Source organism: Faecalimonas sp. LCP19S3_D12 (assembly GCF_052121495.1).
Lineage (GTDB): Bacteria > Bacillota > Clostridia > Lachnospirales > Lachnospiraceae > Faecalimonas.
In genome coordinates, this window is sequence record NZ_JBQKED010000026.1 from 1 (window position 1) to 16,453 (window position 16,453).

Sequence of the window (16,453 nt, forward strand, 5' to 3'; positions counted from 1 at the left end):
CTTTGTAAGATATTCATAAGTCTATTATGCAGGAAAAAGGAAGAAAAAGAAACCCCCTAACCCCTCAAGATTGAGGGGAAGGGGAGCTGAATAGGCGAAGCCTATTTTTTATCTTCTATTGGAATTCCGGTTCAATCAGACCGTATGTGTTGTTCTTACGTTTGTAAACAACGTTCACTTCATCTGTCTCAGCATTGCTGAATACGAAGAAGTTATGTCCAAGCAGTTCCATCTGAACACATGCGTCTTCTGGGAACATAGGCTTGATTCCAAAACGTTTTGTACGAATAATCTTAATCTCATCGTTGTTAGAAGTATCCTGCTCTGCCTCGAAGAATTCTGATTGGAAGTTCCCGCCTTCCTGCTGTCTTGCAATTAATTTGTTCTTATACTTGCGAAGCTGACGTTCAATTACTTCTTCCACTAAGTCAATAGATACATACATATCGTCACTCACTTGTTCGGAACGAATAATGTGACCTTTGACAGGGATAGTTACCTCAATTTTCTGACGCTCTTTTTCAACACTGAGTGTCACGATAATTTCAGTATCAGGAGTGAAATACCTTTCCAGTTTTCCTAATTTTTGCTCGATGGTTGATTTTAAACCAGGTGTTACATCGATATTTTTGCCGCTAATAATATAGTTCATGTCTCCAACCCCTTTGCGATATATTTTATGGTCTTATTATACAACCAAATGATGGGACATGCAATAAAAATAACGAGAAAATTCTAAAAATAATATAAAAAAACTGACAAATAAAGCTAAAATAAGAAAAAACTCGAAAACTATAGTTTTCCTCTTTTTCTCATCTTGGAATCCAGAATTTTTTTACGGATACGAAGTGACTGTGGTGTTACTTCTAACAGCTCGTCGGTATCGATAAAATCAAGCGCTTCTTCCAAACTTAAAATACGTGGAGTTGTAAGCTTGAGCGCATCATCGGCACCGGAAGAGCGAGTGTTTGTTAAATGTTTTGTCTTACATACGTTCAGTTCAATATCTTCAGCTTTTCCGTTCTGTCCGATGACCATTCCGGAATATACCTTTTCTCCGGCTCCGATAAAGAGAGTACCTCGTTCCTGAGCGCTGTACAATCCGTAAGTAACAGATTCGCCAGTTTCAAAAGCAATCAGAGAACCTTGTTTGCGATACTGAATGTCTCCTTTATATGGTGCGTAGCCGTCAAATGCAGTATTTAAAATTCCATTTCCTTTTGTGTCTGTCATGAATTCCCCACGGTATCCGATCAGACCTCTTGCAGGGATTGAAAATTCCAATCTTGTAGTTGTTCCGTTGGAGGCGCTCATATTTTGGAGTTCTCCTTTTCGCTGACTTAACTTGTCGATGACTGTTCCGGTAAATTCGTCCGGCACGTCGATGTATGCAGTCTCGATTGGCTCTAAGAGTTTGCCGTTCTCATCTTTTTTATAGAGAACTTCTGCCTTGCTTACTGCAAATTCATATCCCTCACGTCTCATGTTTTCGATAAGAACGGACAAGTGAAGTTCACCACGTCCGGATACACGGAAACTGTCTGCGTTTTCTGACTCTTCTACACGGAGACTGACGTCTGTATTCAATTCGCGCAGCAGACGGTCACGCAGGTGGCGGGACGTTACAAATTTTCCTTCCTGTCCGGCAAATGGGCTGTCATTGACGATAAACTGCATTGCAATCGTTGGTTCTGAGATCTTTTGGAATGGGATTGCAACCGGATTTTCAGGAGAGCAGAGTGTGTCACCGATAGAAATATCTGAAATTCCTGAAATTGCAACGAACGAGCCGATTGTTGCCTCTTTTACTTCCACTTTGTTGAGTCCGTCAAATTCATATAATTTGCTGATTTTTACTTTTTTCTGTTTGTCCGGTTCATGGGCGTTTACGACAACCATGTCCTGATTTACGGCGATCGTACCGTTGTCTACTTTTCCGATACCAATACGTCCGACATATTCATTGTAGTCGATCGTGCTGATAAGAACCTGTGTATCGGCGTCAGGATCACCTTCCGGAGCAGGAATATAATCTAAAATTGTCTCAAATAATGGAATCATATTTTCCGGTTCATCTGTTAAATCTAAGATGGCATGTCCGGCTTTGGCAGATGCATATACAAATGGGCAGTCCAACTGTTCGTCAGATGCGTCAAGGTCCATGAATAATTCTAAAATCTCGTCGATGACTTCTTCCGGTCTTGCCTCAGGACGGTCGATTTTATTGATGCAGACGATAACCGGAAGCTGTAACTCCAACGCTTTTTTTAATACAAATTTTGTCTGAGGCATCGCACCTTCAAATGCATCTACGACAAGGATAACACCGTTTACCATCTTTAAGACACGCTCTACCTCACCGCCGAAATCGGCATGTCCAGGTGTGTCGATGATGTTGATCTTCGTATCTTTATAGTATACGGCTGTATTTTTTGCCAGAATAGTGATTCCACGTTCACGCTCGATATCGTTGGAATCCATGACACGCTCAGCCACTTCCTGATTGGCGCGGAATACACCGCTCTGTTTTAAAAGCTCGTCTACCAGTGTTGTCTTACCGTGGTCAACGTGGGCAATGATCGCAATATTTCTAATATCTTCTCTTTGTTTCTTCATTGTAAAATACCTTCTTTCTGTTATCAAAAAGCTTTTATATCCATAAAAGCAAAGGTTTTAAAATATAACTCATATAGTTTATCATATTATTAACAGAATACAAGAGTTTAAGTGAGAAATATAGAAATTGGAAAATGTCGAGAAAGGGTGTCGAGAATTGACGCACGGTTTTTAAGGCAAAATGTTCTAAAGTGTGTAAAATAGAAATAGACTTAGTAGTGACTAAAAAATACTGCGAAGAGGAAGGGAGAACTACAATTCATGTCAGATAAGATTATTGAAAACAACCAGGTAACGATTATGGGAGAGGTGGCATCTCAGTTTACATTCAGCCACGAGGTATTCGGGGAAGGCTTTTATATGGTGGAGGTGCTTGTGAAGCGTTTGAGCAATTCAGACGATCGTATTCCACTGATGATCTCAGAGAGACTGATTGATGTGCATCAGGATTACACAGGGGAATACATTATGGTAACAGGGCAATTCCGCTCCTATAATCACCATGATGAACAGAAAAACAGACTTGTGCTTTCTGTATTTGTAAGAGAGGTAACATTTGTGGAAGAAGAGCTTGATGGGGCAAAGACAAACAGTATCTTTTTAGATGGCTATATCTGCAAAACACCGATTTACAGAAAGACACCGCTTGGAAGAGAGATTGCGGATCTTCTGTTGGCTGTAAACAGACCATACGGGAAATCGGATTACATACCATGCATCTGCTGGGGAAGAAATGCAAGATTTGCATCTGGCTTTGAAGTCGGAGAACATGTGCAGATATTAGGGCGGATTCAGAGCCGAGAATATATAAAAAAACTGACAGAGACAGAGACGCAAAAACGGATTGCATATGAAGTTTCTGTAAGCAAACTGGAATGTGTAGAAGAATGAGTTCACGTGCATTGACATTGCCTGTGAATGGTGCTAAAATCCTGTAAGAGAGAACTGAGAACTCGGTATGTAAGGAGGACTAGAATGGCTATTTTTACAGGGGCTGGAGTGGCGATTATCACACCATTTCATGCAGATGGAAGTATTAATTATGAAAAATTAGAAGAATTGATTGATTATCATTGCAATAACGGGACAGACAGTATTGTGATTTGTGGCACGACAGGTGAGTCTGCGACGATGACAGAAGAAGAACATCTGGACTGTATTAAAAAGACAATTGATTTCACAAAAGGAAGAGTTCCGGTTATCGCAGGAACGGGATCAAACTGTACAAGAACAGCAATTGAATTGTCAAAAGCGGCGTCAGAGTATGGAGCAGATGGATTACTGCTTGTCACTCCATATTATAATAAAGCAACACAAGCGGGATTGATTCAACATTACACAGCGGTTGCGAATGAAGCCAAAGCGCCGATCATCATGTACAGTGTGGCAAGCAGAACAGGCTGCAATATCGAGCCGGCAACAGTTGCGCATCTTGTGAAGAATGTGGATAACATTGTCGGAATCAAGGAAGCTTCTGGGAATATTTCGCAGGTTGCGAAGATTATGAACCTGACAGATGGAAAGGTCGACTTGTATTCTGGAAATGATGATCAGATTGTGCCAATTATGTCCCTTGGCGGAAAAGGTGTGATTTCTGTATTGTCTAATATCGCACCGAAAGAGACACACGACATCTGTGCAAAATTCTTTGAAGGTGATGTAAAAGAAAGTATGCAATTACAGTTAAATGCACTGCCTTTGATTGAGCAGTTATTCTGTGAAGTGAATCCAATTCCTGTGAAAAAAGCGATGAACTTGATGGGAATGGAAGTTGGAGGACTTCGTATGCCATTGACAGAGCTTACAGAGGCACATACGGAAACGCTAAAAAAAGCGATGAAAGATTTTGGAATTTTATAGATCGCTGTGAACAGTGATTTTATGGAAAAGAATGTACAGGCAGGAGAGTTTGTTTTTGCAAACTCTCTTTTTTTGTGTTATTTTATAATATAAATAACTGTGAACAGGGAGGAAACGAATATGACAAAATTGATTATGCATGGCTGTAATGGGAAAATGGGACAAGTTATCAGTAAAATAGTAAAAGAAGACCCAAATGTCGAGATGGCAGCAGGAATAGATGCCTATACTGGAATTGCGAATGATTATCCGGTATTTGAAAGTATTGAAAAGTGTGATGTCAAGGCGGATGCAATCATTGATTTTTCGAATGCGGCGGCAGTAGACGGGCTACTTGACTATTGTGTGGAAAAACAGATTCCGGTTGTACTGTGCACAACAGGGTTATCAGAGGAGCAGCTCAAGAAAGTAGAAGAGACAAGCAAGAAAGTTGCGGTTTTAAAATCTGCAAATATGTCATTGGGAGTAAATATGTTATTAAAGTTGCTTCAAGATGCGACAAAAGTGCTTGCACCGGCAGGATTTGACATTGAGATTGTCGAAAAACATCATAATCAGAAAGTGGATGCACCGAGCGGAACTGCACTTGCAATGGCAGATTCCATGAATGAAGTAATGGAGAATGCATATACCTATAATTATGATAGAAGTCAGGTACGTCAAAAACGTGAAAAAAAGGAAATCGGAATCTCAGCGGTCAGAGGTGGCACAATTGTAGGAGAACATGAGGTGATCTTTGCCGGAGAAGATGAAGTCATTGAATTCAAACATACGGCATATTCGAAAGCGGTGTTCGCAAAAGGTGCAGTGGAGGCAGGAAAGTTCCTGAAAGGAAAAGGAGCCGGTCTTTACGATATGAGCGATGTGATCCAATTTTAAAAACTGTTTAAAAAAGGCAAAAACTCCCAATGGAAAGTGAAGTATATATTTGAGAAAAATGCAGATATTACATGATAAGAAGTAATTCTTAATGGTACTACATGAAAGAAAGGGAGTAAAAAAATGAAAAAATTGAAAAAAGTAATCTTGTGTATGCTGTGCGTTGGAGTGCTTTGTTCGACAACCGGCTGTGGAAGCAATACAAAAGATGATGCGGCAAACAATACAACAACCGACAAAAATACGACAACCGATCCAACAAAAGACAGCAATGGAGATGGTGTGATTGATGATCTCGGAAATGCCGTGAAAGATGGTGTTGATGATGTGGAAAAAGGTGTTGACAATGTAAGAGACGGTGTCAGGGATATGACAGACCAGACACCAGACAAAAACGTAAATGACGCAACAAAATAATTATTTATAGAAGGGAACGTGAAAAAGCGTTCCTTTTTTGGGCAAAAAATGCTATACTAAACGAAAAATTGCAAAAGTGGGGGAAGAAATATGCAATTCAGACCTTGTATTGACATACATAATGGAGCTGTCAGGCAGATTGTCGGAGGATCGCTGAAAGATGAAGGGGATCAGGCAATCACAAATTTCACCTCGGAATATGATGCGCGGTTTTATGCAAATCTCTATCGAAAAGATGATATCCGAGGCGGACATATTGTATTGCTGAATCCAAGTACATCAGAATATTTTGATGCCACAAAAAAACAGGCGTTGGAGGCGCTTCGTGCATATCCGCAAGGGATGCAGATCGGTGGAGGAGTTACCGCAGAGAATGCGGAGGAATATCTGGATGCGGGAGCAAGTCACGTCATTGTCACATCATATGTTTTTCGAGATGGGGAAGTGAAGTGGAAGAGTTTGCAAAAACTCAAGGAGACAGTCGGGAAAGAGCGGATCGTGCTTGATTTAAGCTGCAGAAAAAAAGAGAATTTCTACTATATTGTGACAAACCGATGGCAGACGTTCTCCAATGTACAGGTGACGATATCATTATTGGAGCAGCTTTCAGATTACTGCGATGAATTTCTGATACATGGGGTAGATGTGGAGGGGAAATCGTCAGGAGTGGAACTGCCGCTTGTGGAACTGCTTGCAAAGTGGGATGGTATACCGATTACTTATGCAGGCGGAATCGGAAGTCTGGAAGATTTGGAAGCATTTCGGCGGACAGGAAAAGGGAAGTTAAATTTTACGATTGGAAGTGCGCTAGATTTGTTTGGAGGACAGATTCCATATGAAATCGTAAAAAAAATGTGACCATTTGCGAAAGAGTTTGTGAACAGTTTATAAATTTGTTGAACTGCAATGTATATAGTGATAAAATGAAGATTAGAGTAAATTCGTAAATAAGGAGTAAAGTATGAGCTTATTAGAAAAAATTTTTGGGACACACAGTGATCATGAGTTAAAGAGAATCTATCCGATTGTCGACCGCATTGAGGCAATGGACGAGGATATGCAGAAGCTGACGGATGAAGAGTTGAGAGATAAAACAAAAGAGTTTAAAGAAAGACTGGCAAACGGGGAGACATTGGATGATATCCTTCCAGAAGCATTTGCGACAGTAAGAGAAGCGGCGTCGAGATCACTTCATATGAAACATTACCGTGTACAGCTGATCGGTGGTATTGTACTGCATCAGGGACGTATTGCGGAGATGAGAACTGGTGAAGGAAAGACTTTGGTATCGACACTTCCGGCGTATCTGAATGCGTTGGCGGGAAATGGAGTTCATATTGTAACAGTCAATGATTATCTTGCAAAACGTGATGCGGAATGGATGGGACAAGTTCACAGATTTTTAGGGCTTACAGTAGGCGTTGTTTTAAATGAGATGGACAACGATGAACGCCGTGAGGCATATAACTGTGATATTACATATGTGACAAACAATGAACTTGGATTCGATTATCTGAGAGATAATATGGTAATCTACAAAGAGCAGTTAGTACAGAGAGGACTTACCTATGCGGTAATCGATGAGGTCGACTCTGTATTGATCGATGAGGCGAGAACCCCACTTATTATTTCCGGTCAGAGTGGAAAGTCTACGAAGTTATACGAGGCTTGCGATATTCTTGCAAGACAACTGGAACGTGGTGAGGCAAGCGGCGAATTTTCTAAGATGAATGCTATCATGGGCGAGGACATCGAAGAGACAGGTGATTTCATCGTCAATGAGAAAGAGAAGAATATTAACCTGACAGAAGAAGGTGTGAAGAAAGTAGAAAAATTCTTCCACATCGAGAACCTTGCGGATCCGGAACATTTAGAGATTCAGCATAACATTATTCTGGCGCTTCGTGCACACAATTTGATGTTCAGAGATCAGGATTATGTTGTGGCGGATGATCAGGTTATGATCGTAGATGAATTTACCGGACGTATTATGCCGGGACGTCGTTATTCTGACGGTCTTCATCAGGCAATCGAAGCGAAAGAGCATGTAAAAGTAAAACGAGAGAGCAAGACACTTGCGACAATCACATTCCAGAATCTGTTTAACAAATATGAAAAGAAAAGTGGTATGACAGGTACTGCCCTTACAGAAGAAAAAGAATTCCGTGATATTTACGGAATGGACGTAGTGGAGATCCCAACGAATCTTCCGGTTCTTCGTAAAGATTTGGACGATGCTGTATATAAGACAAAAGATGAAAAATTCAAAGCGGTAATCGAGGAGATCGTAAGAGCACATGAGACAGGACAGCCGGTACTTGTAGGTACCATTACAATTGAGACATCAGAACTTTTGAGTAATATGCTGAAGAAAAGAGGTATTCAGCACAACGTCCTGAATGCAAAATTCCATGAGATGGAGGCTGAGATCGTAGCACAGGCCGGTGTGCATGGTGCAGTCACGATTGCGACGAATATGGCAGGTCGTGGTACTGATATCAAGTTGGACGATGAGGCGAAAGCGATCGGAGGATTAAAGATTATCGGTACAGAGCGTCATGAGTCAAGACGTATCGACAATCAGCTTCGTGGTCGTTCCGGTAGACAGGGAGACCCAGGAGAATCCAGATTCTATATTTCTCTGGAAGATGATCTGCTGAGATTGTTCGGATCTGAAAAGCTGATGAGTGTATTTAATACATTAGGTGTGGAAGATGGGGAGCAGATTGAGCATAAGATGCTGTCTAATGCGATTGAAAAAGCACAGAAGAAGCTGGAAGGAAATAACTTTGGAATCCGTAAAAATCTGTTAGAATACGATCAGGTTATGAATGAACAAAGAGAGATCATCTACGAGGAGAGACGCCGTGTGCTTGATGGAGAGAGCATGAGAGATTCGATTTATCATATGATTACGGAGTATGTGGAGAACACAGTGGATGCGTGTGCATCGCCGGATACAGAATCTGATGAGTGGGATTTGGATGCTTTGAACCGTGATCTGTATGCATCATTGCTTTTAAAACCGATAGTGTTTGAAGAAGTAAAAGAGATGTCGCAGAAAGAATTGAAACAGATGTTAAAAGAACGTGCGGTGAAAGGATATGAGGCAAAAGAGGCTGAGTTCCCAGAACCAGAACAGCTGCGTGAGATTGAACGTGTTGTTCTTTTGAAGGTAATCGACGCAAAATGGATGGATCACATTGATGATATGGATCAGCTTCGTCAGGGAATCGGTCTTCAGGCATATGGGCAGAGAGATCCGCTTGTAGAGTACAAGATGGTTGGATATGATATGTTTGGGGCGATGACATCGGCAATCGCAGCAGATACAGTGCGCATGCTATTCCATGTTCAGCTTGAACAGAAGGTTGAAAGAGAGCAGGTTGCAAAAGTAACCGGTACAAATAAAGACGATACGGCAGCACATGAACCGAAGAAACGTCAGGAAAAGAAAGTTTATCCAAATGATCCTTGTCCATGTGGAAGCGGTAAAAAATACAAACAGTGCTGTGGAAGAAAATAGAGAATAAGAGGTGAGAATGTGGTCGAATTAGATCAGTTTAAAGGTATATTAAACTCATATGAAGAACCATTGAAGGAAATGAGGGATTCACTTTGACCTGTCTGGAAAAGAAAAACAGGTAGAAGAGTTAGAACGAAAGATAGAAGAACCGGGATTTTGGGAGAATACGGAAAATTCTCAGATAGTCATGAAAGAGCTGAAGAGCCTGAAAGATTTTTTGGAGAAAGTATCACAGCTTACAACAAGTTATGAGGATATCGGTGTTTTGATTGAGATGGCATATGATGAGAATGATGAAAGTCTTGTGCCGGAGATTGAAAGTGAACTGACTGCATTTCAACAAGGATATGAGGAGATCCGTATTCAGACCTTGCTTTCCGGGGAATACGATAAAGACAATGCAATTGTGACACTGCATGCAGGAGCAGGCGGAACGGAGTCCTGTGATTGGGCGAATATGTTGTACCGTATGTATACAAGATGGGCGGAGCGAAAAGGATTTTCCGTGGAAGTGCTAGACTTTTTGGACGGAGATGTAGCCGGCTTAAAGGCAGTCACGTTTCAGGTGAATGGAGAGAATGCCTACGGGTATCTCAAGTCGGAAAAAGGGGTACACCGTCTTGTGCGCATTTCTCCGTTTAATGCGGCTGGAAAGCGACAGACATCGTTTGCGTCTTGTGATGTTGTTCCGGATATTGAGGACGACATTGACATTGAACTCAATGACGATGATCTGAAGATTGATACATACAGGGCAAGTGGTGCGGGAGGTCAGCATGTCAACAAAACATCTTCGGCAATCCGCATTACGCATATTCCTACCGGGATTGTAGTGCAGTGCCAGAATGAGCGCTCACAGCATAATAATAAAGAGAAGGCAATGCAGATGCTGAAAGCAAAGCTGTATCTGCTGAAAGAACAGGAACAGGCAGAAAAGGTGTCAGACATTCGTGGAGAGATAAAAGAAATTGGATTTGGCAATCAGATCCGCTCTTATGTCATGCAGCCATATACATTGGTGAAAGATCATCGGACGAATGTAGAAAGCGGAAATGTGTCGAGTGTGCTGGACGGAAACATTGATCTGTTTATGAATGCATACTTAAAAGCACAGAGCATGGAGGAGTAATCATGGATAAGACAAAATACTTTGTAGTCAAGAAAAAAGCGTTGCCGGAAGTCCTTATCAAAGTGGTGGAAGCAAAGAGACTGCTGGCGTCTGAGAGAGGATTGACGATACAGGAAGCAACAGATCAGATTGGAATTAGCAGGAGTTCTTTTTATAAATACAAAGACGATATTTTCCCGTTTCATGAAAATGAAAAAGGACAGACGATTACCCTGGTGGTGCAGATGGATGACACACCAGGGCTTCTTGCTGAAATTTTGAGAGATGTCGCAGAATACGGTGCGAATATACTGACTATACATCAGAGTATTCCACTGAACGGAGTGGCGACTTTGACTTTGAGTGTAGAGATCTTATCCACAACCGGAAATATATCCGATATGGTTGCGGAGATAGAGGAAAATCAAGGTGTTCACTATTTGAAAATTGTAGGCAGGGAGTAAGTACGATATGACAAAAATAGCAGTATTAGGATATGGAACAGTTGGATCCGGAGTCGTGGAAGTAATTCAGACAAACCGAGATTTAATCAATCAAAAAATAGGGGATTCTTTAGAAATTAAATATATTTTGGATTTGAAAGAATTTCCGGGAAGTCCTATAGAAAAATTGATTGTACATGATTTTGAAGAGATTGTAAATGATGAAGAGGTCAAAGTCGTGGTAGAAGTAATGGGAGGAGTTGAACCGGCATATACCTTTGTAAAGAAAAGTCTTTTGGCGGGGAAAAGTGTGGCGACCTCCAATAAAGCGCTTGTGGCAAAGCATGGTGCAGAGCTGCTTGCGATTGCAAAAGAAAAGAATTTGAATTTCTTATTTGAGGCGAGTGTTGGCGGGGGTATTCCGATTATCCGTCCTTTGAATACGTCACTTTCGGCGGATGATATTGAGGAGATTACCGGAATTTTGAACGGTACGACCAACTATATGCTTAGTAAGATGTATCATGAAGATGCAGATTATGATGCAGTGCTGAAGGAAGCTCAGACGATGGGATATGCAGAGCGTGACCCGAGTGCAGACGTGGATGGTCACGATGCATGCAGAAAGATTGCAATTTTATCTTCTTTGATTTGCGGGAAACAAGTGGAGTTTGAGGACATTTATACGGAAGGAATCACCGATATTACTTTGCGGGATATGCAGTATGCAAAGGCGATGGGAATGAAGATCAAGCTGCTTGCAACCTGCAGAAAGAACGGCGAAAGATTAGGAGCAGTTGTGGCACCTTGTCTTTTAGGGAAAAAACATCCGCTTTACAATGTAGAAGATGTATTTAATGCGATTTTTATAAAAGGAAATATGCTTGGAGATGCCATGTTCTATGGAAGCGGAGCAGGAAAACTCCCGACTGCAAGCGCAGTTGTGGCTGATGTTATTGAAGCGGCAAAATATCCGAGACAGAGTATGATGACAGTCTGGTCAGAGGAAAAAATGGTTTTAGAAGACAAAAGTGAGCGAGAAAATCGTTTCTTTGTACGCGTAAAAGGTACAGAGGCGTTAAAAGAAGAATTGGAACAGACTTTTGGAGAGATTACAGTTATAAAACCTGAAGGTGTGGAAGGTGAATTTGGTTTCGTGACATCAGTTATGAAAGAGGGCGATTTTGAAAGAGGTGCAGAAAAATATCCTCAGATTCAAAAAATGCTCCGGGTAAAAGAATAAAGTCAAAAGGGTAAGGAGGCGCAGTGGAATGAAATATATCATAGTCTTAGGAGATGGGATGGCGGATGAACCGATTGAAAAATTGTCGGGGAAGACACCGCTTGAAGCAGCAGATAAACCAACGATGGACAGACTTGCAAAGAAAGGTGAGGTAGGACTTGCCTATATGGTTCCGGAAGGAATGAGCCCGGGAAGTGATACGGCAAATCTGTCAGTGCTTGGATATGATCCAAAGATTTATTATACAGGCCGCTCGCCACTTGAGGCGCTCAGCATCGGAGTGGATATGAAAAAGACAGATGTGTCATTTCGGTGTAATCTGGTAACACTTTCGGAAGAAGAAAGCTGTTATGAAGAAAAGAGAATGGTGGATCACAGCTCCAGCGAGATCAGTACTGAGGATGCTGCAGTTTTGATGGAAGCACTGAAGGAAGGGCTGGAAAGAGAAGGATATGAGTTCTACGTGGGAACGAGTTACCGTCACTTGCTTGTGTGGGAGGAAGGAAAAGTGATAAAGCTGACTCCGCCGCATGACATTTTGACGAAGAAAATCGGAGAGTATCTGCCGGAAAATGAAGTGTTCTGTGATATGATGAAGAAAAGTTATGAGATATTGTCTGCGCATCCTCTGAATCAGAAAAGAAAAGAGCAGGGGCTCAATCCGGCGAATTCTGCATGGTTCTGGGGAGCAGGCACAAGGCCGAATCTGATGTCTTTTGAAGACAAGACAGGAAAGAAAGGTGTTATGATCTCAGCGGTGGACCTGCTGAAAGGACTTGCAGTTGGGTCTGAGATGGATACGATTTTGGTGGAAGGAGCCAATGGTGGACTTCATACGAATTATGAAGGAAAGGCAAATGCAGCGGCAGATGCACTTTTGAAGCATGGATATGATTTTGCTTATGTGCATGTGGAGGCACCGGATGAGATGGGACATCAGGGATTGCTGAATGAGAAAATAGAATCAATCGAGTATCTTGATAAGCGAGTGACACGGCTTATTGTAGAAGCATTAGAAAAAGCGGGCGAAGATTATCGAATATTGGTTCTTCCGGATCATCCAACGCCGATTCGAGTTCGGACACATACAAAAGATCCGGTTCCATATCTGCTTTATGACAGCAGAAAAGAATTGGGAAGTCAGGAAGAATATAGTGAAAAGACCGCAAAAGAAAGCGGAATTGTCTGGATAGAAGGCTATCGTCTGATTGACTGCCTGTTAGAGATATAGGAGGTAACCATGTTAATTGTAAAGAAATTCGGCGGAACATCCGTCGCGAATAAAGAGAGAATTTACAATGTTGCAAGACGCTGCATTGAAGATTATAAAAAAGGACACAGTGTTTTGGTTGTTCTTTCGGCAATGGGAGATACGACAGATGATTTGCTTGCACTCGCAAATGATATCAATCCAAATGCAAACAAAAGAGAATTGGATATGCTTTTGACAACAGGCGAGCAAGTCTCAGTTTCGCTCATGGCAATGGCTATGCATGCGATGGATGTGCCGGCAGTGTCATTGAATGCATTTCAGGTAGGGATGAACTGTACCTCCAGATACGGAAATGCCAGATTTAAGAGAATTGACACAGACCGCATCAATCATGAATTGGATTCCAGAAAGATCGTAATTGTGACAGGATTTCAAGGAATTACGAAATACGATGATTATGCCACACTTGGACGAGGCGGTTCTGATACGACAGCGGTAGCACTTGCGGCAGTATTGCACGCAGATTTGTGCGAGATTTATACAGATGTAGATGGTGTCTATACGGCAGATCCTAGAATTGTTCCGAATGCAAGAAAACTCTCAGAGATTACATATGATGAGATGCTGGAACTTGCAACGGCAGGTGCAAAAGTTCTGCACAATCGTTCCGTGGAGATGGCGAAAAAATACAGTGTTCCGATGGTTGTGCGTTCAAGCTTGAATGAATCAGAAGGAACGGTTGTCAAGGAGGTAGTAAAAATGGAGAAAATGTTAATTACCGGTGTGGCTGCGGATAAGAATACAGCCAGAATTTCAGTGATTGGAGTGGAAGACAGACCGGGTATTGCGTTTAAAATATTCAACAAACTTGCGAAAAATAATATTAATGTAGATATTATCCTTCAGTCCGTAGGACGTGACGGAACAAAGGATATTTCATTTACGGTTTCGCAGGATGACCTGAAAGATGCACTTGCTATATTGGAAGAGAACAAAGAGCCTTTGACGATTAAGAATATTACACACAATGAAGGTGTGGCAAAAGTTTCAATCGTGGGCGCAGGAATGATGACAAATCCGGGAGTTGCATCCAAATTGTTTGAGGCGTTGTTTAATTACGGAATTAATATTAATATGATTTCTACATCTGAGATTCGAATCACGGTACTGGTAGAGGAGTCAGAGATTGACAAAGCGGTGCGTGCAATCCACGAAAAATTTGATCTTGCAGAATAAAATATGTGAAGTAAAGGACGGAAGAGTTTCCGTCCTTTATTTGTGCTGAAGTTGACTTAAAAAACTGTTGTGGTAAAGAGGTGAGAAAGTGACATCTTCGACGAACCAGTCCGGTGGGGTGAATGCATTCGCTTCCTGCTCGGTAGGAAATTCTACCTCGGCGAGAACAAGCGGTGCAAGATCGCCCTCAAAAATGTCTAATTCAATGGTGTATATGCCATAAGGGATGCAGTAGCGCTTTTTGCTGATCAGTCTGCCGTCGATTTTAGTGCGCAGATGTTCATAGGATTCCTTTGTGAGTGGAAGATTGTGTTCTTCACGAACCATAAGTCCTTTAGATTTGTAGGTCAACTCATACTTGTCATCGTCTTTTCGCACACGCACGACAGGAGATGTGGATAAATATCCCTGTTCGAGCTGACGATGGGGATATTGTTCGAGATGCTCCGGCAGGGAGCTGATTAAATATTTGCGTTCAATTTCCATAATAGATACCTCCAGATGCTTTTATAGTAATACAGGTCAAGGGAAATGTAAACGGATTTGCTTTTTTTTCATAAGTTTGTTAAAATGCAAGTTACAGTTCACACATCAGCCGTGGAGTGAGCTGTGACGAAGGAAAGGAGGGAAACCATGGAAAAAAAGGTTTGTGTATTTTTGTCAGATGGGTTTGAAGAGATTGAAGGACTGACTGTTGTGGATTTGCTAAGAAGAGCAGGAATTTTTGTGACAACAGTATCGATTACAGGTAAATTGCAGATTCGCGGTTCACATGATATTTGTGTTCAGGCAGATAAATTATTTGAAGAAATGGATTATGAGGAGCAGGACATGGTTGTACTGCCGGGCGGAATGCCTGGAACGATTCATTTGGAAGAACACGAAGGCGTGAAAAATGTATTGGAAAAATACTATGAAGAGAAAAAATATATTGCGGCAATCTGTGCGGCGCCGAGTATTTTCGGAAAGATGGGCTTTTTAAAAGAAAGAAAGGCGACTTCTTATCCGAGCAAAGAGGCGGAGCTTTTCGGAGCAGAGGTAGTGAAAGATTCTGTTGTTGTGTCTGATTTTATCATTACAAGCAGAGGTCTGGGGACAGCGATTGATTTTTCACTTGCGCTGATCGCACTTCTTTTGAACAAGGAAAAGGCGGAGGAGATCAAAGACTCTGTCATCTATCAATGTAAATAGGAGGAACTATGAAATCAAAAAAAGGGACAGTAGCTGCGATTGCAGTGATCATTGTACTGGTAGGAATTGTATGCATAGGACTGCTCAGAGATTTTGATGCACAGGGATATGTCCGCGCGATTCTGAACCAGCGGTTTTTGGGAGATGTCACCGAGGCGGAAGAGATTCTGGAGGATACGTCCAAAAAGGAATTGCTGAAACAGTATGATGAAGGCATTGAAAGTTTTGTTTCGGATTACATCACAAATGGTGTCGAGATAGATTCGGAACTTGAGAAGAAGTTTGTAGACCTGTGCAAAGAGATTTTCGGCGCTATGAAATATCAGGTAAATGAAGCGGAGAAGATCAGCCGCAAGGAATATGATGTCAGTGTGGAATTTCAGCCGTCAGATGTATTTTTACAGTTTATCACATCGATTCAGACAGAGTCAGAAAATCTGAAACAAAAGGCGGAGAACGGAGAATATCAAGGGACAAAAGAAGAGATTAATGCCCAGATGCAAAGCGAATTTCTGAACCGTTCTTATGAACTTTTAGAAACAGCATATCAGAATATGCAGTACGGTGAGACAGAGACAATCGTCTTCAAAGTCAAAAGCAATGACAAAAATGTGTTTTCAATGAAGGAGGATGAGATTTCCTCATTTATTACGAAAATACTGCGTTTAGATGAAATTCAAGGCTAGTAATTTAGAAAGTATTGTGATATAATCTTGGAATG

Annotated in this window: 16 protein-coding genes; 13 read left to right on the top strand and 3 right to left on the bottom strand. The window is 41.5% G+C overall.

Annotated features, from left to right (window positions below; genetic code table 11):
• Window positions 1-115: 115 nt before the first annotated feature.
• On the bottom strand, window positions 116-652 hold the full coding sequence (gene hpf, locus ACTQXY_RS09230; RefSeq protein ID WP_004613625.1) for a ribosome hibernation-promoting factor, HPF/YfiA family: 537 nt from the start codon (window positions 650-652) through the stop codon (window positions 116-118).
• A gap of 140 nt (window positions 653-792) precedes the next feature.
• Window positions 793-2,616, bottom strand: coding sequence for a translational GTPase TypA (gene typA, locus ACTQXY_RS09235; protein ID WP_441659218.1), 1,824 nt, complete (start codon window positions 2,614-2,616; stop codon window positions 793-795).
• Window positions 2,617-2,877: 261 nt separating this feature from the next.
• Here typA and ACTQXY_RS09240 point away from each other — a divergent pair, with 261 nt between their 5' ends.
• The 11 genes from ACTQXY_RS09240 to ACTQXY_RS09290 all read left to right on the top strand — a co-directional run bounded on the left by ACTQXY_RS09240 (window position 2,878) and on the right by ACTQXY_RS09290 (window position 14,541).
• Window positions 2,878-3,507 carry a single-stranded DNA-binding protein gene (locus tag ACTQXY_RS09240; RefSeq protein ID WP_004613627.1) on the top strand — a complete coding sequence of 210 codons (630 nt, stop codon included), beginning with the start codon at window positions 2,878-2,880 and terminating at the stop codon, window positions 3,505-3,507.
• An 84-nt stretch (window positions 3,508-3,591) separates the two neighbouring features.
• Window positions 3,592-4,476 carry a 4-hydroxy-tetrahydrodipicolinate synthase gene (dapA, locus tag ACTQXY_RS09245; RefSeq protein WP_441659219.1) on the top strand — a complete coding sequence of 295 codons (885 nt, stop codon included), beginning with the start codon at window positions 3,592-3,594 and terminating at the stop codon, window positions 4,474-4,476.
• A 120-nt stretch (window positions 4,477-4,596) separates the two neighbouring features.
• Window positions 4,597-5,355, top strand: a complete 759-nt coding sequence (gene dapB, locus ACTQXY_RS09250) for a 4-hydroxy-tetrahydrodipicolinate reductase (protein WP_441659220.1) — start codon at window positions 4,597-4,599, stop codon at window positions 5,353-5,355.
• 123 nt (window positions 5,356-5,478) lie between these two features.
• Window positions 5,479-5,772: a hypothetical protein gene (locus tag ACTQXY_RS09255; protein WP_441659221.1), complete on the top strand. Its 294-nt coding sequence runs from the start codon at window positions 5,479-5,481 to the stop codon at window positions 5,770-5,772.
• Between the two features lie 90 nt (window positions 5,773-5,862).
• The gene (gene hisA, locus ACTQXY_RS09260; RefSeq protein ID WP_441659222.1) at window positions 5,863-6,630 is read left to right on the top strand and encodes a phosphoribosylformimino-5-aminoimidazole carboxamide ribotide isomerase; all 768 of its coding nucleotides are present in this window, start codon (window positions 5,863-5,865) and stop codon (window positions 6,628-6,630) included.
• A gap of 103 nt (window positions 6,631-6,733) precedes the next feature.
• On the top strand, window positions 6,734-9,298 hold the full coding sequence (secA, locus tag ACTQXY_RS09265; protein WP_441659223.1) for a preprotein translocase subunit SecA: 2,565 nt from the start codon (window positions 6,734-6,736) through the stop codon (window positions 9,296-9,298).
• Window positions 9,299-9,316: 18 nt separating this feature from the next.
• Window positions 9,317-10,427 (top strand): peptide chain release factor 2 gene (gene prfB, locus ACTQXY_RS09270; protein WP_441659224.1). Its coding sequence is split into 2 segments (ribosomal slippage): window positions 9,317-9,379 and window positions 9,381-10,427, totalling 1,110 coding nucleotides; the frame shifts between segments, so codons are not numbered across the junction.
• Window positions 10,427-10,870, top strand: a complete 444-nt coding sequence (locus ACTQXY_RS09275; RefSeq protein WP_044987663.1) for an ACT domain-containing protein — start codon at window positions 10,427-10,429, stop codon at window positions 10,868-10,870. The genes prfB and ACTQXY_RS09275 overlap by 1 nt, the downstream gene beginning before the upstream one ends.
• 7 nt (window positions 10,871-10,877) lie before the next feature.
• Complete coding sequence (locus tag ACTQXY_RS09280; protein WP_441659225.1) at window positions 10,878-12,092, top strand: homoserine dehydrogenase; 1,215 nt, start codon at window positions 10,878-10,880, stop codon at window positions 12,090-12,092.
• 28 nt (window positions 12,093-12,120) lie between these two features.
• The gene (locus tag ACTQXY_RS09285) at window positions 12,121-13,323 is read left to right on the top strand and encodes a cofactor-independent phosphoglycerate mutase (protein WP_441659226.1); all 1,203 of its coding nucleotides are present in this window, start codon (window positions 12,121-12,123) and stop codon (window positions 13,321-13,323) included.
• 9 nt (window positions 13,324-13,332) lie between these two features.
• Window positions 13,333-14,541: an aspartate kinase gene (locus tag ACTQXY_RS09290; RefSeq protein ID WP_441659227.1), complete on the top strand. Its 1,209-nt coding sequence runs from the start codon at window positions 13,333-13,335 to the stop codon at window positions 14,539-14,541.
• Between the two features lie 36 nt (window positions 14,542-14,577).
• Here the strand turns inward: ACTQXY_RS09290 and ACTQXY_RS09295 are convergent, their stop codons facing one another.
• Entirely contained in the window at window positions 14,578-15,027 is a 450-nt protein-coding gene (locus tag ACTQXY_RS09295; protein WP_441659228.1) for a CYTH domain-containing protein, read from the bottom strand.
• Window positions 15,028-15,174: 147 nt separating this feature from the next.
• Here ACTQXY_RS09295 and ACTQXY_RS09300 point away from each other — a divergent pair, with 147 nt between their 5' ends.
• Window positions 15,175-15,732, top strand: coding sequence for a DJ-1 family glyoxalase III (locus ACTQXY_RS09300; RefSeq protein ID WP_441659229.1), 558 nt, complete (start codon window positions 15,175-15,177; stop codon window positions 15,730-15,732).
• An 8-nt stretch (window positions 15,733-15,740) separates the two neighbouring features.
• On the top strand, window positions 15,741-16,418 hold the full coding sequence (locus ACTQXY_RS09305) for a hypothetical protein (protein ID WP_004613641.1): 678 nt from the start codon (window positions 15,741-15,743) through the stop codon (window positions 16,416-16,418).
• Window positions 16,419-16,453 lie beyond the last annotated feature (35 nt).